General features: G+C 57.1%; 24 protein-coding genes and 9 pseudogenes. 17 read left to right on the forward strand and 16 right to left on the reverse strand.

All coding sequences use genetic code 11. The annotated features are described in order from the left end of the window. Positions 1-52: 52 nt before the first annotated feature. Entirely contained in the window at positions 53-451 is a 399-nt protein-coding gene (gene nikR / locus WGT02_RS32640; protein ID WP_208246185.1) for a nickel-responsive transcriptional regulator NikR, read from the forward strand. A 195-nt stretch (positions 452-646) separates the two neighbouring features. Here nikR and WGT02_RS32645 read toward each other — a convergent pair whose 3' ends face one another. The 3 genes and pseudogenes from WGT02_RS32645 to WGT02_RS32655 form a co-directional block, all read right to left on the reverse strand. After that, positions 647-985 (reverse strand): DDE-type integrase/transposase/recombinase, encoded by a 339-nt coding sequence (locus tag WGT02_RS32645; RefSeq protein ID WP_375679689.1) that lies wholly within the window; start codon positions 983-985, stop codon positions 647-649. Then, positions 939-1349, reverse strand: a pseudogene (locus WGT02_RS32650) (transposase); the annotation flags it as partial. The pseudogene WGT02_RS32650 and the gene WGT02_RS32645, both read right to left, overlap by 47 nt. A 186-nt stretch (positions 1350-1535) precedes the next feature. Beyond that, positions 1536-1664, reverse strand: a complete 129-nt coding sequence (locus WGT02_RS32655) for a hypothetical protein (protein ID WP_263623153.1) — start codon at positions 1662-1664, stop codon at positions 1536-1538. A 94-nt stretch (positions 1665-1758) separates the two neighbouring features. Here WGT02_RS32655 and WGT02_RS32660 point away from each other — a divergent pair. Next, a pseudogene (locus WGT02_RS32660) lies at positions 1759-1899 on the forward strand (IS5/IS1182 family transposase); the annotation flags it as partial. Between the two features lie 761 nt (positions 1900-2660). Here the strand turns inward: WGT02_RS32660 and WGT02_RS32665 are convergent. The 5 genes and pseudogenes from WGT02_RS32665 to WGT02_RS32685 form a co-directional block, all read right to left on the reverse strand. After that, positions 2661-2855 carry a hypothetical protein gene (locus WGT02_RS32665; RefSeq protein ID WP_208246187.1) on the reverse strand — a complete coding sequence of 65 codons (195 nt, stop codon included), beginning with the start codon at positions 2853-2855 and terminating at the stop codon, positions 2661-2663. Positions 2856-2986: 131 nt separating this feature from the next. After that, a pseudogene (locus tag WGT02_RS32670) lies at positions 2987-3447 on the reverse strand (transposase); the annotation flags it as partial. Between the two features lie 73 nt (positions 3448-3520). Then, entirely contained in the window at positions 3521-3814 is a 294-nt protein-coding gene (locus WGT02_RS32675) for a group II intron maturase-specific domain-containing protein (protein ID WP_318246590.1), read from the reverse strand. Then, positions 3727-4770 (reverse strand): group II intron reverse transcriptase/maturase, encoded by a 1044-nt coding sequence (gene ltrA / locus WGT02_RS32680; RefSeq protein WP_318246589.1) that lies wholly within the window; start codon positions 4768-4770, stop codon positions 3727-3729. The genes WGT02_RS32675 and ltrA overlap by 88 nt, the downstream gene beginning before the upstream one ends. A 556-nt stretch (positions 4771-5326) precedes the next feature. Beyond that, positions 5327-5583: pseudogene (locus WGT02_RS32685) on the reverse strand (IS6 family transposase); the annotation flags it as partial. A 101-nt stretch (positions 5584-5684) separates the two neighbouring features. On the opposite strand from WGT02_RS32685, the gene WGT02_RS32690 reads away from it, so the two are divergent. Together WGT02_RS32690 and WGT02_RS32695 are read left to right on the forward strand one after the other, a co-directional pair. Continuing rightward, positions 5685-5885 carry a hypothetical protein gene (locus tag WGT02_RS32690; protein ID WP_208246189.1) on the forward strand — a complete coding sequence of 67 codons (201 nt, stop codon included), beginning with the start codon at positions 5685-5687 and terminating at the stop codon, positions 5883-5885. Between the two features lie 16 nt (positions 5886-5901). Further along, the gene (locus WGT02_RS32695) at positions 5902-6390 is read left to right on the forward strand and encodes a hypothetical protein (protein WP_208246191.1); all 489 of its coding nucleotides are present in this window, start codon (positions 5902-5904) and stop codon (positions 6388-6390) included. Here the strand turns inward: WGT02_RS32695 and WGT02_RS32700 are convergent. From WGT02_RS32700 to WGT02_RS32710, 3 genes are read right to left on the reverse strand one after another with little or no spacing between them, the layout of a single operon-like run. Then, positions 6371-6502 carry a hypothetical protein gene (locus WGT02_RS32700; RefSeq protein ID WP_263623152.1) on the reverse strand — a complete coding sequence of 44 codons (132 nt, stop codon included), beginning with the start codon at positions 6500-6502 and terminating at the stop codon, positions 6371-6373. The two genes, WGT02_RS32695 and WGT02_RS32700, sit on opposite strands and share 20 nt — an antisense overlap. A gap of 56 nt (positions 6503-6558) precedes the next feature. Further along, the gene (locus WGT02_RS32705; RefSeq protein WP_208246192.1) at positions 6559-7203 is read right to left on the reverse strand and encodes a hypothetical protein; all 645 of its coding nucleotides are present in this window, start codon (positions 7201-7203) and stop codon (positions 6559-6561) included. Positions 7204-7224: 21 nt separating this feature from the next. Continuing rightward, a complete protein-coding gene (locus tag WGT02_RS32710) occupies positions 7225-7548 on the reverse strand; it encodes a HEPN domain-containing protein (protein WP_208246194.1) in 324 nt (107 codons plus the stop codon). A gap of 562 nt (positions 7549-8110) precedes the next feature. Here WGT02_RS32710 and WGT02_RS32715 point away from each other — a divergent pair. After that, entirely contained in the window at positions 8111-8848 is a 738-nt protein-coding gene (locus tag WGT02_RS32715; RefSeq protein WP_208246196.1) for a hypothetical protein, read from the forward strand. Positions 8849-8906: 58 nt separating this feature from the next. On the opposite strand, the pseudogene WGT02_RS32720 reads toward WGT02_RS32715, so the two are convergent. Next, a pseudogene (locus WGT02_RS32720) lies at positions 8907-9471 on the reverse strand (IS6 family transposase); the annotation flags it as partial. Positions 9472-9816: 345 nt separating this feature from the next. Continuing rightward, a protein-coding gene (locus WGT02_RS32725) for an IS630 family transposase (protein ID WP_208246197.1) occupies positions 9817-10876 on the reverse strand; the annotation gives its coding sequence in 2 pieces (ribosomal slippage) (positions 9817-10384 and positions 10383-10876; 1062 coding nt in all). Between the two features lie 285 nt (positions 10877-11161). On the opposite strand from WGT02_RS32725, the gene istA reads away from it, so the two are divergent. The 4 genes and pseudogenes from istA to WGT02_RS32745 form a co-directional block, all read left to right on the forward strand. Further along, entirely contained in the window at positions 11162-12634 is a 1473-nt protein-coding gene (istA, locus tag WGT02_RS32730; RefSeq protein WP_208245170.1) for an IS21 family transposase, read from the forward strand. After that, positions 12631-13527 (forward strand): IS21-like element helper ATPase IstB, encoded by an 897-nt coding sequence (istB, locus tag WGT02_RS32735; RefSeq protein WP_208245168.1) that lies wholly within the window; start codon positions 12631-12633, stop codon positions 13525-13527. The genes istA and istB overlap by 4 nt, the downstream gene beginning before the upstream one ends. A gap of 82 nt (positions 13528-13609) precedes the next feature. Beyond that, positions 13610-14084 (forward strand): annotated as a pseudogene (locus tag WGT02_RS32740) (transposase); the annotation flags it as partial. 56 nt (positions 14085-14140) lie between these two features. After that, positions 14141-14272: pseudogene (locus WGT02_RS32745) on the forward strand (transposase); the annotation flags it as partial. A 205-nt stretch (positions 14273-14477) separates the two neighbouring features. Here WGT02_RS32745 and WGT02_RS32750 read toward each other — a convergent pair. After that, positions 14478-14762, reverse strand: coding sequence for a LexA family transcriptional regulator (locus tag WGT02_RS32750; protein ID WP_225039569.1), 285 nt, complete (start codon positions 14760-14762; stop codon positions 14478-14480). 28 nt (positions 14763-14790) lie between these two features. Between WGT02_RS32750 and WGT02_RS32755 the strand changes: the two genes are divergently transcribed. The 8 genes and pseudogenes from WGT02_RS32755 to WGT02_RS32790 all read left to right on the forward strand — a co-directional run bounded on the left by WGT02_RS32755 (position 14791) and on the right by WGT02_RS32790 (position 20211). Beyond that, positions 14791-15906, forward strand: a complete 1116-nt coding sequence (locus WGT02_RS32755) for an IS630 family transposase (protein ID WP_208244984.1) — start codon at positions 14791-14793, stop codon at positions 15904-15906. A 113-nt stretch (positions 15907-16019) separates the two neighbouring features. Beyond that, on the forward strand, positions 16020-16640 hold the full coding sequence (locus WGT02_RS32760; protein ID WP_225040385.1) for a hypothetical protein: 621 nt from the start codon (positions 16020-16022) through the stop codon (positions 16638-16640). Positions 16641-16644: 4 nt separating this feature from the next. After that, positions 16645-16926: a type II toxin-antitoxin system RelE/ParE family toxin gene (locus WGT02_RS32765; RefSeq protein WP_065284808.1), complete on the forward strand. Its 282-nt coding sequence runs from the start codon at positions 16645-16647 to the stop codon at positions 16924-16926. An 89-nt stretch (positions 16927-17015) separates the two neighbouring features. Next, the gene (locus WGT02_RS32770) at positions 17016-18005 is read left to right on the forward strand and encodes an IS5-like element ISRm33 family transposase (protein WP_208246201.1); all 990 of its coding nucleotides are present in this window, start codon (positions 17016-17018) and stop codon (positions 18003-18005) included. A gap of 62 nt (positions 18006-18067) precedes the next feature. After that, a pseudogene (locus WGT02_RS32775) lies at positions 18068-18655 on the forward strand (DNA cytosine methyltransferase); the annotation flags it as partial. Continuing rightward, positions 18652-19203: a hypothetical protein gene (locus WGT02_RS32780; RefSeq protein WP_208246203.1), complete on the forward strand. Its 552-nt coding sequence runs from the start codon at positions 18652-18654 to the stop codon at positions 19201-19203. The pseudogene WGT02_RS32775 and the gene WGT02_RS32780, both read left to right, overlap by 4 nt. A 59-nt stretch (positions 19204-19262) precedes the next feature. Further along, complete coding sequence (locus tag WGT02_RS32785; protein ID WP_341353305.1) at positions 19263-19715, forward strand: very short patch repair endonuclease; 453 nt, start codon at positions 19263-19265, stop codon at positions 19713-19715. Further along, entirely contained in the window at positions 19696-20211 is a 516-nt protein-coding gene (locus tag WGT02_RS32790; RefSeq protein WP_339151158.1) for a hypothetical protein, read from the forward strand. Before WGT02_RS32785 ends, WGT02_RS32790 begins: the two co-directional genes overlap by 20 nt. An 83-nt stretch (positions 20212-20294) precedes the next feature. Here WGT02_RS32790 and WGT02_RS32795 read toward each other — a convergent pair whose 3' ends face one another. Then, positions 20295-21509, reverse strand: coding sequence for an IS701 family transposase (locus WGT02_RS32795; protein ID WP_208244986.1), 1215 nt, complete (start codon positions 21507-21509; stop codon positions 20295-20297). Between the two features lie 233 nt (positions 21510-21742). After that, positions 21743-22273 (reverse strand): annotated as a pseudogene (locus tag WGT02_RS32800) (ATP-binding protein); the annotation flags it as partial. Between the last annotated feature and the right edge of the window lie 11 nt (positions 22274-22284).

A 22284-nucleotide genomic window follows, 5' to 3' on the forward strand; every position in this document is an offset into this window, starting at 1 on the left:
TCGGAAGCGAGAACAAGACCTCTTTGGATAGCGCACAGTCGGAAGGATGCCCATGCAGCGAATTACCATCACGATTGACGATGAGCTTATGGCCACACTCGACCGAATGATTGAGTTCAAGGGTTACCAGAACCGGTCCGAGGCGCTCCGTGATCTTGCCCGCGCTGGGCTGCAACAGGCAGCGTTCGAAGCGGGGCGACTGGACAAATGCGTTGGGGTCCTGAGCTACACTTACGATCACAGTGCTAGGAACGTTGCGAGAAAGCTGATCAATTCACATCACGACCACCACGACATATCTGTCGCCAGTATGCACGTGCACCTTGATCATGATCGATGCCTTGAAGTCAGTATATTGAAGGGCAGATCCCACGAGATCCGCCATTTTTCCGATCACGTGAAAGCTGATCGACATATAACGCATGGGAGCTTAGCGGTTTTGCCATTCTGAGAAACGCAACATCACAAAATGATAGGTAACCATTGTCCCGGCCGGGACAGCTCTATCTGCATTTCATCGTCACAAGCGTAATTCGCGCCCATCCGCAGGGTGCCGTCGATACCGCCGAAGGACATTCGACGCAATGAGGGCATCGTAAACTTAACGGATGAAAGGCCAGCGAAAGACGCCATCCGCAGATATCTCTCATGCTCGGGCAATTTTCGCCCACAGGCTCATCGCCGCCGTGCGCAGTTCGCGATGGTGGCCGGAGGAGATGTCGTGGCGCGGGATTTGAAATAGGTTGGCGATCGGATCATGGATGGAGACGAAGCGTTGTAGATGTCGCTGTGACTTGAAGCGCTTCATGATCCGCTCTCGCCGCCGGACTGGTTGGTGAGAATTCTCCGCCCGATTATTCAACCCTTTGTGGCAGCGATGCTCTACACTCGGCATGATCTCTCGCTTTGCTGCGCCGTAGGACTGCAGCTTGTCGGTGATCATCGCACGCGGCGACCGTCCCTGACCCTTCAAGAGCTTGCGCATCAGGCGCTTGGCGGCCTTTGCATTTCGGCGGCTTTGTACGAGAACCTCCAAGACGAAAACCGTCCTGATCAACTGCGCGCCACAGCCAATGCTTCTTGCCGCGGATTGAAACAACGGCTTCATCGAGATGCCACTTGTCCCCAAGCCGACCGGATGATCGACGACGGATCTCGTTGGCAAAGGTGCGGCCGAATTTCTCCGCCCACAGCCGGACGGTCTGGTGCGAGACAATGATCCCACGGGCAGCCAGCAAGTCCTCGACCATTCGCAGGCTCAGAGGGAAACGGAAATAGAGCCACACGGCGTGGGCAATAACTTCAGAGGGAAAGCGATGTCGACGATAGAGTGGATCACGGTCTGTCATGAACCTTCATCGCACATCGAATTCCACATTCCGTTAAGTTGACGATGCCTGATCGACAGCTACGCCGAGGGCGTCATCGACAAGACGGAATTCGAACCGCGTATCGCAGGCCTGAAACAACGCGTCTCCCAGCTTAAGGAGCGACACCGGGCGGCGGTCGAAGTGGCAGGGAACGAACACGAACTGTCACTCCTCGTCAGCCGTCTGGAAGACTTCTCCGCCAAGGTGAAGGCAGGGCTCGCCGGCCTTGATAGGACCAGCATGCGGCAGATCATCCGTACCGTGGTCCGCCGGGTCGAAATCGACGACGCACACGTCGAGATCATCCTCCGGGTTCCGCCACTCGATGGCCCAACCGGCCCAAAATTGCTAACCCAGGCGACCAGTTCCACGCAACACTGTACAGCGGATCGTCGAGCGCTTCTTCGCCTGGATCAGCCGAAATCGGCGGCTGTGGAAGGACCCGGAATCGACCATCAAGTCCGCTAAGGCGTTCCTCTACGCCGCATCCATCATGACGCTCGTCAGAAGGATTGCTCGCCGCTGTTGAATTCTCGGACGGACTCTCAGGAATGCGGCGGCTGCCGAGCGATTCAATCGCAGAATCTCCCTTGGTGCCGACCGTGAATTGAATGCAGATCGGGCCGTCCCCATTCTTCAGGCCGATGCCTACCGATGTGACGTTGGGATCCTGCAGATAGTCAGCGCCTTTGGCGCGGATGTGTCTGCGTAACGCCTCTTCGGAAATCCCCCCCGGTGATTGCCGGCTTCCACGAGTAACCTTTGCCATGACTTGCCTCCCAGAGTGTTGGTTGCAGATGTACTCGCGCTACGGCATCAATCCGGGTCGCGCAGAAGGGTAAAAATTGCGAATGACCCGGTAGGAGCCGAGCTTTTGTATGATCGCCTCCATATCGCGAAGATCCGTATCGTCCTGCCGGTTGCCATCATGGCGGGGCAGGTGAGCTGTGGATTGTTCGAGCGCCGCGGACTGCGTGCCACAAGAAGTTGCGCAAGCGATGGCGCCGCGGCGCAAGCATCGCGATGATCTGTGAAGGCAGAACCCGAATTGCCATGACCCCTCCGGACAAGACATAGGTAAGACTGCTTGAAGGCGTATAATCTGACGGCTATCTATAAATCGCGGTCGCCCGACCGCAGATCGTTGCCGAACGACCAAGTCTACCCAGCCGCTCCAGCCATTTTAGCGTACTTTTTACTTGCAAAAGCTTTGAGTGAGCATTCCCCAGATTGCAACCGAAAGTCAAGGCCGCAACCGACGTTGGCATCACCAAGGGCTGTAAAGCCTGATCACTCGGCACCGCGGCCAGCGTCATAAGTGCCGAGTGCATTCAGAAGCACGTCCTCATCTGGATCGACAAGTTTCTGCAGATCTGCCCAGAAACGCTGCGCACGCCGATCGTCCGACAGGAAGCCACCAAGGAAGGAAGCGGTCAGAACGTGGCCCGCGTCAAACTCGTCGTTCGAAATCCCCCTCGGCTTCAAAGTTCGGATCCCATGGGAGCGCGCTAACTTTCGTTCCTTGGAGGTCGTCCGAGGACGACGATGAAGCCAGATGCCACCCGGGCGATGTCACGTTGTTTGATCAACGGCCGAAAAGTCGCTTGTCGGTAAACTCAGGCAATTGCAGCGGTCACGGCTTTCCACTGCGCCATGGCGCGGATGCGATGAATATGGGTGGCTAGGGCTGAGTGTCTCTGGTGCGGCGCGACGAAAGATTTCGGACTGCTGAAAAGACCGAGATGAAACGTTGCAAACCTCCGACGGATCGAAAGCCCTGCATCATCCGCTCTCGTTTTCGAAGCGGCACGTGAGAATTCTCTGCGCGATTGTTAAGGCCCTTGTGCGATCGATGTTCGACGCCGGGCATTACATCCCGTTTTGCCGCGCCGTATGAGCGCAGTTTGTCGGTGACGATGCGCTTCGGCGACAGACCTTGCTTCTTCAGCAGCCTGACCAGCAATCGCTTGGCAGCCTTGGTATCGCGGCGGGTCTGGACGATCTCGTCGAGAACGTAGCCGTCTTGGTCGACAGCACGCCACAGCCAATGTTTTCGGCCGCCTATGGAAATCACGAGTCGAGTGGCCCGGGGGAATTTCACCCCCAGGCTCTCACAGATCCGGACGTGAGCGTCTCCACTCATCCGGCTCCTACCGTCCAGCCGTTGCCCGATACAGCAATCGCCAATGTGCAAACAGCGCTGGCTCCCGACGCCTTACGTCCTGGACCCAGTACCGCGCACGCCGACGATGGCGTCTCAGGCGTCGATATTTCGACATGGCCCAGCGTGCCAGGCGCAGATCGAGGTGCATCAATGCTCGGGAAAGTGCCGATTTGTGGTAACGACCATAGTAGTTCATCCAACCACGAAGGATCGGATTGAACATCTTGGCCAGATCATTGATGCGCTTGTCGATACGGCGGTCAAGCTGCCAGTCCCGCATTGTCTGACGATGGCTTTCGCGGCTCGGTTGCTGATACCCGGACTGAAATTGACGAAGGTCTTGCCCCATCGGTTCATTGCCAGTCTCGGTCGAAAGGTGTAGCCGAGAAAGTCGAACTTCTGATTGGGGCAATGCCCCCGCCGAACGTTATCCTTGCAATACACGATCTGTGTCTTGTTTGGATGTAACTTCAGTCCGCATTCAGCAAACCGTTGCTCAAGATCCGTTTGCAACTTTTGGGCCTGACGCTCGCTGCTGCAATGACAAACGGCATCATCGGCAAAGCGTTCAAACGGAATCTCAGGACGGTGTTTGGCCATCCACCGATCGAACGCATAGTGCAAAAAGAGGTTCGCCAGCAAGGGTGAGATAACTGACCCCTGCGGAGTTCCCCTCTCCCGAGGTTCCAAAGTGCCGTTCTCCAGTTGCACGGGAGCCGTCAGCCACCGTTCAATGTACAACAACACCCACGTGCAGTCGGTGTGCTTTCGCACCGCCCGTAGCAACAGGTCGTGTGGAATGGTGTCGAAGAAGGCCTGAATGTCGAGATCGAGAACCCAGTCATGGCGCCAGCATCTCTGCCTTGCCATACCCACGGCCTCGAGTGCCGACTTGCCGGGCCTATACCCATAGGAATCGGGATGGAAATGTCTTTCCAGTTCCGGTTCCAGGTATGCCTTCACCACCCCTTGCGCAATCCGGTCTGAGACCGTGGGAATGCCCAACGGCCTTGTACCACCTTGCCGCTTTTTGATCGCGACCCGTTTGACTGGCGGCGGAAAGTAGCTGCCAGATGACAATCGGTTCCAGAGCTTGAACAGGTTGTTCTTCACATCCCGCTCAAGATCCTCGATCGACTGATCATCGACCCCGGCTGCACCCCGGTTCGCCTTTACCCGTTGATAAGCCTCCCAAACAGCCCGTTTAGGAATATCGAACGGCTTTGCTTTACCCAAAGGCTCCTCCCGCATGACGGTTGACCTTTCGATAAAGCTGGACAGTGTTGCGCCTTCGCTCCAACGCCATTACAGCACCTTCTTCACTACTACACGCAACTCCGTCCCTGTGCCCCGCATCGGTACTCGGATCCTCATGGTGCTTCCACTTGGATGTCTCCCTTCGCATCGGGGCGACAGGTTCCCACGTTCCACACAAGAGCCTGAAGCAAGGTCACGCCGCCTTCATGCCGGACGCCATCTGGGCAGTAGACAGGTATCTCCCAGACTTCTCCCGGGTTAACGAAGCCCACCCGGTTTTGACGCCATCTATGCACTTTTCGACACGTCGTCAGCGGTTCGCTCACGCTCGTCTCCTTGCATCTTACCTGACCGGATCAAGTCCGGCCTTTTCCTCAACGCTCACCACCATCGCTCTTTACGACAGCAGCTTGAGGTGGTTTGAAACCCGCTCCTGCAAGCCGGCTTCGAGGGGCCAGCCCTCATCTCCTGTGCAGCATGGCTGCTTGGGAAGTGCCTAAATCATAGCTCCTCCTTCGCGCCTTCGTGGCGCACCCTCGTCCAGATGCCAGATATCTTTCCGCGACGGCTTCATTCTAGGCAGCCGCTTGACGTAGGCTGCCCCGAATTTGCGGCCACATCGCCGTATCGTTTCGTAAGAAACGACGATGCCGCGCTCCAGCAACATTTCCTCGACCAGCCGCAGGCTCAACGGGAACCGGAAATACAGCCAGACCGCACGGGCGATAATCTGCGGTGGAAATCGGTGGTTCTTGTAGCTGATGGTCGATGAGGTCATCTCAACCGTATCATCCGCCACCCGTTAAGTTGCCGACAACGTGACATCGCCCAATCACCGCATGGCTCAAATGGCGAGAGAAGGAAGCCTCTAGACGGCGCAAGCGTTCCAGCAGATGAATGCACCACGCCGACATGCGGTCATGATGGCGACCTTGAGCGAGTTGGCGACTACCTTGACCGATGCGACGTTGTCGATGTTCCAGTCGCTCGTTGGGCGTGCCAATCTGCGCGCCAAAAAGCGGCTTGAGGAAACGATCGCCGCTTCTGCGGAACAGAGGGGCGTGCCCGGCTTCTTCGGATCGCCGAGGGCTTGACGCTGTGGTGACTGCTGTGCGATCCGAAGCCGATGTAACTGCTGTCGTCGCTGTGATCGCGCCCCTGGATACCATCGCAGATGATGCGGCTATCGTCCGGCGAACACTTCGTCCTGGAAGGCCGGACGTGCTCGGCGAGCTTGCACCCGAATACCACGTGTTCAGGAAGATTGGCGCCCGGTTCCTGAGCAGCTTTGCATTTGAAGGCGGTCGTGCCGTGCAGCCGCTCCTTGCTGCAATCGCAGTGTTTGGCGGGATTGGTGGCGACCGTCGTAAACCGCTACCTGCCGACGTCCCGCTCGGCCATCTTGAGCGGCGGTGGTCCCGGTATGTCTTTACCGACAATTCCATTGACCGCTCCTATTACGAACTGGCCACCTACTTCATCCTTGCCAATGCGCTTGCGAGCGGCGGCGTGTGGGGGACATTATCACATATAAAACGGCCCGCAATACGCCGGCGTAGGGGTGGCCTACTGTCTCGATTCAGCGCGGAGCAACGATGAAGCTGTCGAACAGCGTTAGATCATAGCGATGAGGGTCGCCCGTCGCCGCGATCGGCCGAAGAGTTTGCGGCAAATCCCAGACCACGCCTTCGTAGTCCTCGCTGACTAACAACTACCCATTCCTGTTCGCCCACAGCTCAGACATGTCGAGGTCTGGCAGCGCTTCCTTCATTCGGCGCAGAGCATTGTCGGAAAAGCACGGAATTTTCTGGGCACCGAATTCAAAAACGTGACAGCAACTTGCATCATCATCAATGCCAAGATGGGCGCGCAGTACTTTCGCTTTCGGCGCACTGAGACCAATCTTCGCGGCGAGTTCAGTTCGCTGCATATGGATTTTTTTTCGCAGGTCGATCTCGCGGACCGCCGCCGACGCGGCAGGATCATCCCCCCAACGTAATGAACTGGAGCACCTTGCTTCTTTGTGAACTGGACAACCAGATTCACACCCTCGCCCTCCGTAGTCGTACCTACTGTAGCAAGACGAGGAAACACTGCGACAAACTCGGCGCCCCCACGCATTGCCTTCTCGATGCGGTCAATATCGCGTTCAGAGATCTCTACTTCGTCCGTTACGATTGCTTCCATTGCCAGCATACTGCGAATTCTCGCCCGGGCTTCATCGCGAGCGCGACGCCCTGGCTGGAGTAGCTCATTGACGTAGTTGAACTCCTTATCAACCAGGAACTCAAAGTCGCCGGGTGGCTTTGTGGATATCGGAAGTACCCTTGGAGGGATGTGTTCGTGCAGCGTGACGTCCAGCTTCCGCTGCAAGTAAGCGTCGAAAGCGGTAATCAGCGCTCTGATCTGCATATAGAGGAGATCCTCAGAAACCTAGACAAACCAATGCTGAGCGGCATCGCGCTGGGCGTCGATGGCACGCATAATACCGGCCTCTTCAGGTGTAAGCTGATGATGTGCAACGCAGAGGCCGAGGCAGCGCTCAAATCCGATTGCCCTGCCCGTCCCTTTGTCAAAAACCCCCGCCTTACCCTGTATTAACACTGCCTTAAGCAGCATCTCGCATGCGTGCTGTGAATGCATCAAAACTACAGTAACGCGGCCAGCTTCATCATAACTGTTGAACGCTGTCATCGCTGTTCGAAGGGACTCTATTGCTTTCGTCTTCAGTGTTCGAGCATCACGTAAAAGCTTCATCCCGCCCTCAGTTCATATCAAAAATAGTATTCCTGATTTGTTCTAACACTACCGAAGCTCTGTTTCGAATTCTACGCTACCGATAGTGGAAATGAATCAAGGTATACCGGGGAATTATGACAACTGACGGTGCAGGGGCGGCATCAGTTTATAAGCACGAGAAGAAGGCTGTTCAGCGTCCCGATGTGGGCATCGAAGCGCAATTCTCAAATAAGAAGGCGCCAAAGACATATCGCTACGATTCCAGCCTCTGACCGGAACTAGCATGGGATGAAAATGGCGAGCGCAACTTTGCAGAGTGGTTGCTCAAAGCTCAGGCCAAACCCTGACGTTCACCCATCGTTCTTCAACTTGGCCAAAATCCCAGCTTCGAGCCGACAGGGCCACTAACCGCGGAATTTGCGACAGCCCGCCTATCAACTTGCGGTTTGTTCACCATAATTATTAAACCACAGATCGTTTTAGCAAAAATTTATATAAGTGACCTTGACTTGAACTTATGGGAACCGTAACTTGCATACTGTAAATACACACACCATAGTTGCAATCAAAGGATAAGACGATGACAGCAGTTACTTGGAATGACGGACGTCTGATCACCTTGAACGGCGGTGATACAGCAAGCTGCAACGGCAATTTGAATCAGGGGCAACTATACGCGCTGGTTTTCTACAACTCGGCCGGTAACGATGCCAACGCGACTGTGAACGTGATTTGGAGTCAATCACAGCCTCCCGTAAAGGTTACTGTGCCTGGCACTACTGGTAATCAGGGCCTTGCAGCGCTATGCTTTGTTTCAGGCAGCGACACGGCCTCCGTCAGCATTTCACTAACCACTGCCGATCCAGGCGTAAAAATAGATGCTTATATTGCCAGCGTAAAAATGCCGACGAACACATCCGGCATCAACAATGTTGCTGCACCAATCGGCTCAACAGCATCGTTTGCGAAATTTACGCGTTTCTACGGTGTACCAGCAAGCCATTGGTATGATGTGACCTTGAAGAGCAACATCAACCAGTTCATTTCGGTACAACTTACTGAAAACAAGGCCAACGTTGTCATTCTCAATCAGCAAGCCGACCCCTCCAACACGATTGCCTACACGGGCACGACACAAAATCAGGTCACCGTCACCGGCAAAACTTACAACACCTATGAATACCCAATTCAGGGCAACGGAACACAGTGGGTTTGGGTCAACGCCGACAGTGCACAAAATTCGCAGACGGCAACCCTTGCAATACAGTCATTGCAAGCAACCTATAACTTGTTTGCCAAGCAAAAAGTCGACGCCTGATTGGTAGGGCGACAAGGAGTGGGCCTTATGGCCTACTCCACCTACAGCGAAAAATGGATCAAGGTAAGCGGTGTTCTATTCCCACGTAGGCAACTGTAAAGTTATCAGCGGATTGATGCAGCGATAGCTGGCCGGGACGGCTGTCAGGCTGCGGCGACACACGCGATTTTGTTCCAGATTTGCATGGCGGCGTTACGCAGGTCTCGATGTTGAGCCGATGACAGCGTATTGCGGGGAAAGTGGAACAGGTTGGCAATCGGATCATGGATGGAAACGAACCGCTGAAGCTGGCGTGCCGACTTGAAGCGTTTCATGGTCCTTTCGCGTCGTCGGGTCGGCTGGTGCGAATTTTCCGCTCGATTATTGAGGCCTTTGTGCGACCGGTGTTCGACACCGGGCATGAGGTCACGCCTGGCGGCATCATAGGACCGGAGCTTGTCGGTGATCATGACCCGTGGTGTCCGCCCTTGAGCCTTCAGCAACTTACGCATCAGACGCTTTGCCGCCTTGGCATTTCGGCGGCTTTGCACCAGTACGTCGAGGACGAAGCCGTCCTGATCGACCGCACGCCAGAGCCACTGCTTCTTGCCATTGATGGCCACCACACATTCGTCGAGATGCCATATGTGGACGGCCCCCTCCTTGCAAGAACTCTTTGATGATTTGATCGGATCTCTTGCGTTCATATGTCCGGCCTTTTGTTGCGTTCACACATGAACGCTGGCCAAGATGGGTTCCGCGACGTGGGTTCCAAACACTTGATCGGCCTCGTTGGGCCACTGGCATCTACGGAGTGTACCGCGTCTCGGATCGATCGATCACACCATCTAATCGTTTCCTGCAAGTTCACGCATCAGCTCAGCACGGTAGCGTCTGTATCCTGCTCACCGTGACCGACTGATCTCTTCACGCCGCGCAGGCCAGAGCCGGGCGCGCAGCATTGCCCTTGTAATACCAACGAGCGCTAATCAAAACCGGTGCGCCCAGTCACGCATTCCAATCGACATGATCTTCCACGGCTGAGCGACCAGCTTGTTCCATGCGTCGCAGCAATGGGCGACGATGTCCTCGTAATCTTTGAAGATCCGGTTGGACAACCAGTTGTCACGCAGAAATTGCCACACGTTCTCGACGGGATTTAATTCGGGCGAGCGTGGCGGCAGGAAGAGCAGTGTGATGTTGTCGGGCACATCGAGCTTCGGCGTGACATGCCACCCCGCCTGATCAACGATCAGCACGGCATGAGCGCCGTCATCGACGGCCTGGCTGATTTCGATCAAATGCTGGTTCATGGCGCTGGTGTCGCAGTAGGGAAGAACGAGACCCGCACCTTTGCCCTTCTTGGGGCAGATAGCGCCGAAGATATAGGTCCACATCGTGCGTTGATCGTGTGGTGCCGAAGGCCTTGTTCCCCTGCGTGCCCATCGCCGGGTGATCTTGTTCTTTTGGCCTATCCGAGCTTCGTCGGCCCACCAGAGCTCAATCTCGACGTTCTTCGGGAGCCTGCCTTTGATGGCTGCCAGTGTGGCGGGGAACTTTTTTAAAACTCTCCAGGTCGCCTTCGTTCTGGGCGTAATGGCGCGGGCGGGCAGACAGCTTTGCAAAGCCGAGCGCCTTCAATTCGCGGCCAATGGTCGTTTCATCGACGGATATCCGATATTCTTGGAACAGCCATTGAGCAAGATCCTTGCGCCGCCAGCGCACAACGCCATGCACCGCCGGTATCGGGCCACTTTCGACGATCTTTGCCAAAGCCTGGCGATGCACGTCGGAAAGCTTTCCTTGATTGCCGGGTGCTTTGCCATTGATGAGCCCCGACGGGCCACGCGCATTGAAGCGAATAACCCAGTCGCGGACAATTTGCAGGGTCACGCCTCCGATCCTGGCCGCATCGCTGCGGGAATGGCCATCATAGATTTCGGCAAGGGCAAGAAGCCGCCGAGCCTGTGCCGCATCCTTCGTGCCTTTGGCCAACGCCCGAAGAGCGAAGCCGTCGAAGTCATCGCGCAGTGGAATTCCTGATGTCATCCGCAAACCTCCGTTTGCGGTATTGATTCAGAACTCAACTGATTTGGAAACCTCAAAATGCGCGGCGACAAACAAGGTGAGACTCAGCGTCAATCAGGATGAGACTCGGCGGCGGGGGTGTGACGAAGGGAGGGCGTAGCCCGACTGGAGTTACACCCCCGCCGCGGCGCAATTTTTCGGCGTCTCATGATCGCGGTTGGCCCGGTAGCGTCGGTGATTTTCTGAGAATGGAGAATCACCTTTGTGCCGGGTCGCCATGTAACCGATCATCAGACGAGGCTTTTTATGAAGTACCGACAAAACAACCCCATTGAGGTCGCTGCCGCCAAGGCGTCGATCAGCCGGGCGACGGCTTACCGCATCGAGAAGGATGCGCGTCTTCCATCGCAGACCAAGCCGCCGCGCGACCGGCGTCGCCCCGATCCCCTTGAGCACATCTTCGACGCCGAGGTTGTTCCGCTCCTCAAGGCCGCGCCCGGCATCCGAGCGGTCGCCGTTTACAACGAGATGCTGCGGCGTCATCCAGAGCTGTCAGAAGGTGTTCGCCGTACGATTGAGCGTCGTATCCGATCATGGCGGGCTGTTCACGGTCAGGAGCAGGAAGTGATCTTCCGTCAGATGCACGAACCCGGTCGGTTAGGACTGTCGGATTTTACCGACATGGGCAGCCTCGGCGTGACGATCGCCGGCCAATCGCTCGATCATCTGCTTTATCACTTCCGGCTGGTCTGGTCGGGCTTCGAGCATGCCCATGTCATCCTGGGTGGAGAGAGCTTCGTCGCTCTGGCCGAGGGGCTGCAGAACGCCCTGTGGTCGGTTGGCGGTTCGCCGCTCTATCATCGCAGCGACAGCTTATCGGCCGCCTTCCGCAACCTCGATGCCGACGCCAAGGTCGATCTGACGCATCGCTACGACGAACTGTGCGCCCATTATCGCATGACGCCGACGCGCAACAACAAGGGCGTCGCGCACGAGAACGGCTCGATCGAAAGTTCCCACGGCCATCTCAAGAATGCGATCCGCGATGCTCTGCTGATGCGCGGAACCAGGGACTTTGGCGACCTCGGATCCTATCGCGCCTTCATCGATGAGATCGTCAGCCGCCGCAATGCCGCACATGGCAAGCGCATCGATGCCGAGCGCACGCATCTGCAAGCTCTTCCCGATCGTCGCACCACCGACTTCGAAGAGGTCATCGTCACCGTATCGAGCACCGGCGGCTTCGCCTTGCGCAAGGTCTTCTACACCGTGCCTTCCCGTCTGATTGGCCACCGGCTGCGGGTGCGTCTGTTCGACGATCGCCTCGACGTCTTCATCGGCGGCACGCATCTGCTGACATTACCCCGAGGCCGCGCCCATGCGAGTGGCAAGCACGATCAAGTCGTCAACTATCATCACGTCATTCATTCCCTGCGCAAAAAGCCGATGGCGCTTTTGGGGCTCGTCTATCGCGACAAGCTCTTCCCCAGGCCGGAATATCGCAGGACTTTCGACGCGCTCATCGAGCAACTGCCCGAGCGGCAGGCTTGCAAGATCACCGTGGAACTGCTTGCCTTGGCTCACGATCGCAGTTGCGAGCGTGAACTGGCCGAGGAGCTTGCCAAAACGCTCGACGCCCACAAACTGCCTGATCTGGCGGCTTTGAGAGCGGTCTTCAGCCCGGACCCGGATCAGTTGCCGATCGTTCATGTGCAACTCGCGTCGCTCAATGGTTATGAAGCCCTGATCGGCACGGCCTATGCGGGAGAGGTCGCATGAAGAGCAACATCCACACAGTCGATGAAGCCCGCCTCGGCATCATGCTCAACGAACTGAGGCTGCCGACGATCAAGACGTTCTGGCACCAATTTGCCGAGCAGGCCGATCGGGAAGGATGGCCTGCTGCCCGTTTCCTCTCGGCCATCGCCGAGCATGAATTGGCCGAACGCGCCCATCGCAGGATCGAAAGACACCTCGCCGAGGCCCACCTGCCACCCGGAAAGACGCTCGACAGCTTCGCCTTCGACGCTGTTCCCATGGTCTCCAAGGCCCAGGTCATGGCGATTGCAGCCGGCGATAGCTGGCTCGCCAAAGGCGCCAATATCCTGATGTTCGGTCCGCCCGGCGGCGGAAAGAGCCATCTCGCCGCAGCCGTCGGCCTCGCGCTAATCGAGAACGGCTGGCGCGTGCTCTTCACCCGCACGACCGATCTCGTCCAGAAGCTTCAGGTCGCGCGGAGGGAGCTTCAGCTCGAAGCCGCCATCGCAAAGCTCGACAAGTTCGATCTTCTCATCCTCGACGACCTGGCCTACGTCACCAAGGACCAGGCCGAAACGAGCGTGCTCTTCGAACTCATCTCCGCAAGATATGAGCGGCGTTCCATCATGATCACCGCCAATCAGCCCTTCGGAGAATGGAACCGCGTCTTTCCAGACCCGGCCATGACGCTTGCCGCGGTGGACCGACTTGTCCATCACGCAACAATCTTCGAGATGAATGTCGAAAGCTACCGGCGGCGTTCGGCCATGGAAGCCAAACGCCAGCGCGGCAGACCCGCCTCATTCGCGACAATCAAAAGCTCTTCCCAGCTTGTCGCGGAGCGGCAATCAGAACACGATGAAACTCTTGCCAGCGACAATCAACATGATAACTTCGCTCCAACCGCGACATAAGAATCTCATCCAGATTGTCGCTCGCGTCTCATCCTGATCGTCGCGCTATACTCAAAAAGAGTCAGAGATCGCTCACGCTGGTATCAGTGGTGAGATTGTTTGTTCCGATCTGACCGTGGATGATGTCGGCGATCCGACAACGTTACCAGGACTTCTGGACCAGATCGGTGGCCCCGTCGAGAAGTTCATTGCCGACGGCGCCTATGATGGAACGCCAACCCGAGATCCTTCTGGCGACACGCTTTGGTGAGATCGTGGAGGTCATTATCCCACCTCCCAAGACTGCCGTTGCCAGCCCTCAATCGGTGCTGGTTCCATCTGTCCGCGATCGCCATATTGCAGAAATCCAGACCAAAGGGCGGATGGCATGGCAGAAATCCGCCGGCTACAACAAGCGCAGTCGCGCTGAGACCCAGATGGGTCGATGGAAGGCTGTGATCGGGCCCAAAGTCAAAGCACGACATTTTGACAATCAGAAGACTGAAGCGAAGATTGGCGTCCGTGTTCTTAACCGGATGACAGAACTTGGCCGGCCCAAGTTCGAGCGCGTTGCATGAAAAATGCAGTGGATAGGGTTGCCTCGTCCAAAGTCTGATCCATGCAACAGTGCTGATTGAAGCTGTTGAAGATCGGCGCCCAGGTCCGCGTCTCAGTCCGCCGCATCAAGGTGGCGATGGCTTCGGCCTGCCCCTATGCCGAGGAGTTTGCTCTGGCTCACGCCCGAATATGCGCTGCGGCCCGATGATGCCGCCGGACCTGAACCCACCCACCAACGAAAAAGGATACATCACCGGCCCAGACAAAACGCCCCACATCGCGGCGACGGCCGCGCGCGTCTTCGGCGGCGAGCCCGGCCCCGACCGCCGCCAACAGCCCAACGTCAACCAAAGCCACAGGCGCTGTGAGAGATGCGGGCTAGTACCGCGCCACAGAGATTATGACGGGTTGGGTTATCGTAGAATGGGCAAGTCTTCTGGTGGGATGAGAAGTTGGATGCTGCGTGCTGCGCCTGGCACGCGGGATATAAATCCTGCCTTCTCGAGGGTCAGCACCATCTGGTGAACAGACGGAGCCGTAACGGCGAAGTGGCGACGCATGTCGGCTTCGGCCGGAGGCTGTTTGAAGATGCGGCTGTAGGCGTAGATGAAGGCCAGGTACTGGCCTTGGACTTGCGTAAGGCCATGTCTTGCCGTTGCGGCTTGCGGGTCAAGTGAGGGACTCATTTTCGGATTCATCTGCGTCTCCGCGCTGAAGGAGGTGTCGATGACTATAAAGTTTCACGTAGAGCTTAGCCAATCGGAACGTGATCAACTGGCCGTTTTGTTGAGCGGGGGACGCCATGCGTCGCGCAAGATCAAGCGCGCCCAGATCCTGGTGGCGGCGGACGAAGGCTTCAGCGACGAGGTGATCGCGGCAACCTTGAACGTCAGCGGATCGACGATTTACCGGACCAAGCGCCGGTTTGTGGAAGCCAATCTGGAAGGCGCGCTCAGTGAAGAACCGCGCCCGGGTGTTGAGCGCAAGCTATCGAGCAAGGAGGAGGCGCTGTTGGTGGCGACCGCCTGCTCAAAGCCGCCGCCCGGGCGAGCCCGCTGGACCCTGGAGCTTCTGGCCGATGAGATGGTCCGACTCACCGATCATGACGAGTTGTCCTCGGAGACCGTACGTCGCCGGCTGGCTGAGAATCATCTCAAACCTTGGCGCAAAGACATGTGGTGCATCCCAAAGCTCGATGGGGAATACGTCGCGCGCATGGAGGATGTTCTCGACCTCTACGCAGAGACGCCTGATCCACAAAGGCCCGTGGTCTGCTTCGACGAGAGCCCGACCCAACTCATCGGCGAAGTGCGCGAGCCCATTGCGGCCAAGCCTGGCCAGCTTGAACGCTACGACTGCGAGTATCGCCGAAACGGCACGGTCAATCTGTTTGTCTTCATGGACGCCCACCAGCCCTGGCGCAGGGTGAAGGTCACCGATCGGCGAACCAACCAAGACTTCGCCCAGTGCATGCGCGAACTGGTCGACGTCGATTATCCCGACGCCCCGATCATCCGCGTGGTGATGGACAACCTCTCCACCCATTCCGCCGGGGCGCTTTACGACGCATTTCCAGCCCCGGAGGCTCGAAGGGTGCTGAAGCGACTGGAGTTCCACCACACGCCCAAGCACGCCAGTTGGCTCAACATGGTCGAGATCGAGATCGGTGTCCTGCGCAGCCAATGCCTCGACCGTCGTATCGACAATAAAGACACCATAATCGCCGAAGTCGCAGCCTGGGAGCAGCAACGCAACGCTAATGGCGCAAAGATCCAATGGATGTTCACAACCGAAAAAGCCCGCCAAAAGCTCCGCAAAGCTTACCCCGTCAAAGAGTCATAATCTCTGTGGCGCGGCACTAGTTCTATTAAAGATAGAGAAAGATAAGCGGACGTCGCCGTTCGGGCTGCTCACGCATCCCTGCGACGGTTCCGGCCCGCGCAAACTGCGGGCCGGTGTGGCACAAACTTAACAAAAACCGCACCACCCACACTCGCGGAAAGCTCCCTTATGGCTTTCGAAATGAAGAAGGTGGCGAAGCCGTTGCTAAAATGGTAAATTCGTGCAAACATCTGATAAACGCATCGCTTTTATTAGAAGGGATTTCCATGCAGCCGGATACTATCGATGGCAAAGCCGTCAAAAACCTGGCGATCGCTCACGCACTCAACGGCGCCGTTGTTTTTGGGCAGCCGGGCGGGTTTGCCGTTCTCGTGAAATATGGAGCGAACGAAAGAGCTGTGGCCGCTCAACGATCGCGCCGGATGCGAATCTGGCGGAATCTGAACACGGCTGCTGCTTATGTTCGTGACGAGCTTGGACTTGAACGGTTCGAAATCGACATGACCGAACATGATCCGGCTGCCGTGGAACGCAAGCGGCCTGATACGGCGGAACGTCAGCGACAACTCCATACAGCGGGGGAACATGATGCGTGGTTCCGAAGCCAGGTGCAAAAGGCAATGGATGGGATTGAGGATGGCTCGAATCGTGCAATTTCCGAGGACGAATGGGCGGATAAGGCGCAGTTGAAGCGGGCGGACCTACAGCGCCGTATTGGCGCGCAAGGTCGCTGAGTACATGCGGATCGTCAGGCGTGATTCATATGCCATCGATCTCGACAAGATCGTTGACCATATTGCATTGGACAATCCTTTGGCAGCGCTCAATATGTGGGATGAAATTGAGCGACAGGTTGAGCGGTTGCGTGACTTTCCTCGCTCCGGCCGCACAGGCCGAATGCCGGAAACAAGGGAATTGGTTGTGTCCGGGACGCCCTTCATCGTGGTCTATGTAGTATCCGACGATGTGGAGTTAGTTCGTGTCCTGCATGGCGCGCAGCAATGGCCGCCCGAAAATTAGACACCGGCTTGGCATCGCGTTGGTGCACGGATCGTTTAGCGGTCGTGGTGTAGGCGATCGGCAACCTCACTAACCGATCTGTGACCTTGATGCCTTTCAAACATAACGCCGCCCGCCGCCATCGCATCGGCAGGATGAAATTCAAGGTGACGAACTGGCCGGAATATGAGGCGGGGTTACGGCGACGTGGCAGCTTGACCCTGTGGCTGACACCGGAGGCGCTTGCCATGTGGCTTGCTCCACGCCGAACGACGCGTGGTGGCCAGCCTCGTTATTCCGATTTAGCCATCGAGACCGCCTTGACGCTGGGCCTGGTGTTCGGCTTGCGGCTGCGTCAGCTCGAAGGATTATTAGGATCGGTGCTGCCCTTGATGGGCTTGGCGCTCGCTGTCCCCGATCATACCACCCTGAGCCGTCGGGCGCGAACATGGCAATCGCCCAACAAGGCGCATGACCTCCAGGGTCGACCGGACGGGCCAGTGCATATTCTTGTCGACAGCACTGGACTGCAGGTCTACGGCGCGGGCCAATGGTTGGAGGAGAAGCATGGCGCCAGATCCCGCCGTGGTTGGCGAAAGCTGCATGTGGCACTGGATGCCGATAGCAGCGAGATCATTGCACATACGATGACCGACCAGGACGCGGGCGACGCATCGCAGGTGGAGCCGTTGCTCAACCAGATCGATGGTCGGATCGGGCAGTTCACAGCCGACGGCGCCTATGACGGGAAGCCCACATACGACGCGGTCACCGACCACAGTGCGGCTGCCGTCATCGTCATTCCCCCGCGCGCCAACGCGATCGAACCAGCCGGCGATCAATCTCCCGGACAAAGGGATCAGCATATCGCTGCAATCAGCAGAGACGGACGAATGAAATGGCAGCTCTCCACCGGCTACGGCAAGCGCTCGCTGGTCGAGACTGCCATCGGCCGATACAAGTCCATCATCGGGCGGCGTCTGCGGGCTCGGTCGTTTCACACTCAGCAGACGGAAGTGGCCATCGGCTGCGCCGCCCTCAATCGTATGCTTGCATGCGCACGCCCTAAATCCATCCGCCGCAATGGACCGACCACATAGATAGCCCCATCACAGATCCAGATCCGCTCAAGTCCCGATCCATGCACCAACGCCGTGCACGTACAGAATACGCGCAGGCGATGCGCACTTGGCCTGGCTTCGAAGGTAAATCTGCTGTCTATGACCACGTGATACGGTATCTGCCGCGGGACTATCAGATTTTCGCCGGCCTTCAGGCAGGCGATCAGTATCCGGAGGCTCACCGCTACGCCGTCTCACTGTTCGAGGCGCAGCTGGCGGAGCTTAAGAAAAGTGGCCGAGAGCTGTCGGAAGGCTCAGAAGAATGGCAAGCACTTCTTGCCAGCATCGTTCCGCCCTACGACGCGGGCAAGTTTCCCAATAAGTGGCGGAAGATGGAAGCTGATCGCCCAGCCCGCACTCTCCTCGCGCATCTCGGCAAAGATGGATACAGCCACATTCACTACGATAGCGATCAGGCGCGACCTATATCCGTCCGCGAAGCGGCACGTCTGCAATCCTTTCCGGATGGGTTCACATTCAGCGGGACTATGAACCCAGCTTTCAGGCAAATTGGAAATGCCGTGCCTCCCCTGCTTGCCTGGCACATAGGCGCAGCTCTGAATACGCAGCTGACCAAATCGGAAGGTGCGGTCGAAACATCACGCGCGACATCCGGAGGATCGCATTGAGCGGCTCCGAACTTATAATCGTCCGCTCCCTTACGGATTCAGATATGGGGCTGTTTGCAGCCCATCGGAAAGCGACCGCCAGCCACCAGCGCGCTATCGCATTGACAACCCGCGCTGCAAAGCGACTGCTTCATCCTGATGTTTTTGAGGAGAAGGGCGGTGATTTCGACTGCATCTGCCTGTTCGGCGCTGCCATGAACAGGGAAATCCGGAGGGTGAATAAGGGCGGTAAGAACTGGCGTCTTGGAGGAAGCCAGCTTGATCACGAGGTTTTCCGCAATCTCGATAGCAGAGACTTCGCATTGATAAGGTCAGTTCCGCATAACGACGGCTCGAGTCCTATCTTGCTGACATTCGTCGGAAGGCATTCGCATCAGTTGGTCCAGGCAGGCCTCGTTGCGATGTTGGCCAATGGCGAGTTGCAGCATAGCGTGGCCATTTTCGAAGAAAGGAAAGGCGGGTTTTCCGCACTGTCGGATCTCTTCCCCGCCATCCCGGCGCGCGTTGCAGTGAGACCGCCAGCTCAACAGTCGGCGCTGGTATCATGAAGCCCCCCGCAGCGAAGCCGGTCTCCGATGTGCATTCGCCTGAGGTGCGCAGTTATAACATGAGTAGAATACGCGGGCGGGACACTCGCCCGGAGTTGGTGATCCGTCGTGGACTACACGCTCGTGGATATCGATACCGGCTCCAGGTTAAGGATATGCCGGGTCGTCCCGATCTAGTCTTTCCGAAACATCACGCAGCATTGTTCGTCCACGGCTGCTTCTGGCATGGTCACAATTGCCCCCTGTTTCGTATGCCGGTTACACGCACAGAGTTCTGGGAATCAAAAATTAATGCAAACAGATCGCGCGACGCCAGAAATTGCTCAGCGTTGGCGAACGATGGATGGCGGGTGCTCACGGTTTGGGAATGTTCAATGCGGGGTGCTGATCGCTGGCCCGAAGACCAGATAATGAATTTCTGTCAGGCTTTTTTGAATGGCAATGCCATGACGCTAGAGATTGGGCACCGCCTTTTATCAACGGATCATACAGATGACCAGCTCGAGGTTTGAGGAGATGCATCAGGATCTGTTGTCTATGGATGATAACGAACTTCTGCGGTTGCGAGCCGACCTCCACCGAGAGATGAAAAAACGTGGTCTAGCTCTGAGCGTGGGACAACTTGCTGAAAAGCTCGCGATCAGCTTTTTCAATAAGACCCCTGGTTGCCCTAACCTGAGCGAGGCCGCAGTTGGGACGGCCAACGTTGACGCCCTTTCGCGCCGTGGCGACAGATACTCAATAAAAGGCGTGCTGGACGCTCGCAAAACAGGAACGGTTTATCCGGACGCGGTCGACCCGGACCGCCAGCTTTTCGAATACTTGTTGATTGTACGCCTCGCGCCCGATTGGACCCTGCAGTCAATCTTTGAGTTTGATTGGCAGACTTTCGTGCGCTGCCGGAGCTGGGACAAACGGATGAATGCTTGGTACTTAGCATTACAGTTGTATTTTAGTTTTGAGGTGAGCTCGTCGAGCGGCCGCCTGATGGGCGCGCCTCCAGCATGACCATGCGATGATGTAGGCGGGGCTTATGCGACGCTGAGCGAGTCTTATGGCGATGCGCCGGACTTCCTGGATAGACCAGCGGATCAAGTCCTGATGGTCGGCATCCGCGGTCTTTTTTGGGGCGTCGCGTCATTGGCGCGGTACCGGATCACCGCCATCATGGCGAAGGCAAGCATGACGAGGGAGACGTGGCGATGCCAGCCATGCCATGACCGGGTTTCATTGTGATCGAGTCCGAGCTCGTTCTTGGCGGTCTCGAAGCTGTCTTCGATCGCCCAGCGATGGCCTTCAACGGAAACGAGCGTCTGGATGTCCGTCCCGGCCAGGCACCATGTGGTGAAGAATGCGAGATCACCGTCGCTGATATTGCGCCGGATCAGGAGGCCACGGGTCCAAAGCCCAGATGTCGTCTCGTTGTATTCGTCGGCATCGAGGTCGGCGAGTTCGCAATAGGCCCAGTCATGAAGCCGCGCGCCTTTGGTGCCCTCACCGGCGGAAAGACGTTGCCATGCACTTGGATCGAGATCACGGGCGATCTCCTGCGCTGTGCCGGCGACCGGAGGCTTACCCGACCAGGAGCCGAAATGGTGGTCCGATTTAACCCCAAGAACGTAGCCTTTGCAGGCTCGACGCAGGGTCCCTTCAACGTCCCCGACGCCATAGACCGCATCTGCGGCCACCCATGAAAACGGCACATCGGCTGCCAGCGCACGCCGTATCATCTCGACAGCCAGGCCTGGCTTGGTAGCGAAGGCTGTAGCCTGAGGAACATGAGCTGCTGCCAGCCTTGCCGGATCGCCGGTCCAGCTTTTGGGCAAGTACAGGGCCCGATCGATAAAGGCATGACCGCGAACGGACACATAGGCGGCGAACACACCGATCTGGCAGTTCGTTATCTTGCCAGCCGAACCTGTATATTGACGTGCAACACCGCACGATGTCTTGCCCTGCTTGAGGAAGCCCGTCTCGTCGATGACCAGGACCGCATCATCCGTGGCGAGGTTTTCTACGACATACTCTCGCACGATGTCGCGAAGTGCGTCCGCGTCCCAGCGCCCGCGCCCCAGAATGGCTTGTTGCCGCCACGGGCCGGGATCACCGGCCGCCTCAGCACGCATCCAACCTGTCTTACGCCGCTCGTCACCCAGCAAGCCGTCCAGGAAAAGGTTCGCAGAGGCTGCAACTCGCTCCTGCGTAAACAGTCTGCGCATGCGAGCCTTCACGTCGCGCAACGATGATGCCCAAAGCTCAAGCGTAGTCTCGATTGATGCACCTGTCATCCATGACCTCCGAATCATGGAGACCCATAGATTCAGACCACAGATAGATATGCAACTGTAATGTTAGGTTTAGCTGCAAAGACACTCGGGCAGGCCAAAGTTTATTCGCCTGAGGCGTGACTCGGGAAGTGCCCAAGACACTTCCTTATGCCAAGGTCGTCCGTGTTCGAAAAACCTCACTATTGTTTAACCTCATCAGGGGAATCACGATCGTCTTACCAAATAGTATGATCTCGTCGTGGTCCCATCGTTCATGTCAAGCGAAGTGAAGATTTGACCCCGTAGGCGAAACGAACAACTGACCCCCTTGATTGATTTGCTGTTTCGTTTGTCTCGAGCGCCGTTCCGGCCTTCTGCAGAAGGCCGGAACGGCGCTTTTCGCGAAGCCTGTAGCTATCACCTCGGATGGTGATCACTGTCGAATGGTGCAGCAGGCGGTCCAATATCGCGGTGGCGACGACAGGGTCTCCGAAGACGCTCCCCCACTCTCCGACCGATCGATTTGAGGTAATCAGGATCGATCCCTTCTCGTAGCGGCGAGAGACCAGTTGGAAGAACAGGTGAGCCGCGTTCGCTTCGAAGGGCAGATATCCGAGTTCGTCGATGATGAGCAGTTTCGGCCGTGACGGGGTCGTCAACTGCTTGTCTAGGGTTCCGTCGTTGTGAGCCTTGGCCAACATGGCGACAAGCGTGGCTGCCGTCACGAACTGGACATTGTAATTTTGGCGGATCGCCTCGCGGCCGAGACTGACGGCAAGATGAGTTTTCCCTGTTCCGGGTGGCTCGCTGCATG

This window comes from Rhizobium sp. T1470, from assembly GCF_042140505.1.
Lineage (GTDB): Bacteria > Pseudomonadota > Alphaproteobacteria > Rhizobiales > Rhizobiaceae > Rhizobium > Rhizobium favelukesii.

What these genes read in the sequence shown, in the direction of transcription:
- nikR (WP_208246185.1), top strand. Translation starts at nt 53, where the DNA reads ATGCAGCGAATTACCATCACGATTGACGATGAGCTTATGGCCACACTC.
- WGT02_RS32645 (WP_375679689.1), bottom strand. Translation starts at nt 985, where the DNA reads ATGCGCAAGCTCTTGAAGGGTCAGGGACGGTCGCCGCGTGCGATGATC.
- WGT02_RS32675 (WP_318246590.1), bottom strand. Translation starts at nt 3,814, where the DNA reads ATGCGGGACTGGCAGCTTGACCGCCGTATCGACAAGCGCATCAATGAT.
- WGT02_RS32690 (WP_208246189.1), top strand. Translation starts at nt 5,685, where the DNA reads ATGAATGCACCACGCCGACATGCGGTCATGATGGCGACCTTGAGCGAG.
- WGT02_RS32705 (WP_208246192.1), bottom strand. Translation starts at nt 7,203, where the DNA reads ATGCAGATCAGAGCGCTGATTACCGCTTTCGACGCTTACTTGCAGCGG.
- WGT02_RS32710 (WP_208246194.1), bottom strand. Translation starts at nt 7,548, where the DNA reads ATGAAGCTTTTACGTGATGCTCGAACACTGAAGACGAAAGCAATAGAG.
- WGT02_RS32715 (WP_208246196.1), top strand. Translation starts at nt 8,111, where the DNA reads ATGACAGCAGTTACTTGGAATGACGGACGTCTGATCACCTTGAACGGC.
- istA (WP_208245170.1), top strand. Translation starts at nt 11,162, where the DNA reads ATGAAGTACCGACAAAACAACCCCATTGAGGTCGCTGCCGCCAAGGCG.
- istB (WP_208245168.1), top strand. Translation starts at nt 12,631, where the DNA reads ATGAAGAGCAACATCCACACAGTCGATGAAGCCCGCCTCGGCATCATG.
- WGT02_RS32750 (WP_225039569.1), bottom strand. Translation starts at nt 14,762, where the DNA reads ATGAATCCGAAAATGAGTCCCTCACTTGACCCGCAAGCCGCAACGGCA.
- WGT02_RS32755 (WP_208244984.1), top strand. Translation starts at nt 14,791, where the DNA reads ATGACTATAAAGTTTCACGTAGAGCTTAGCCAATCGGAACGTGATCAA.
- WGT02_RS32765 (WP_065284808.1), top strand. Translation starts at nt 16,645, where the DNA reads ATGCGGATCGTCAGGCGTGATTCATATGCCATCGATCTCGACAAGATC.
- WGT02_RS32770 (WP_208246201.1), top strand. Translation starts at nt 17,016, where the DNA reads ATGCCTTTCAAACATAACGCCGCCCGCCGCCATCGCATCGGCAGGATG.
- WGT02_RS32785 (WP_341353305.1), top strand. Translation starts at nt 19,263, where the DNA reads ATGAGTAGAATACGCGGGCGGGACACTCGCCCGGAGTTGGTGATCCGT.
- WGT02_RS32790 (WP_339151158.1), top strand. Translation starts at nt 19,696, where the DNA reads ATGACCAGCTCGAGGTTTGAGGAGATGCATCAGGATCTGTTGTCTATG.
- WGT02_RS32795 (WP_208244986.1), bottom strand. Translation starts at nt 21,509, where the DNA reads ATGATTCGGAGGTCATGGATGACAGGTGCATCAATCGAGACTACGCTT.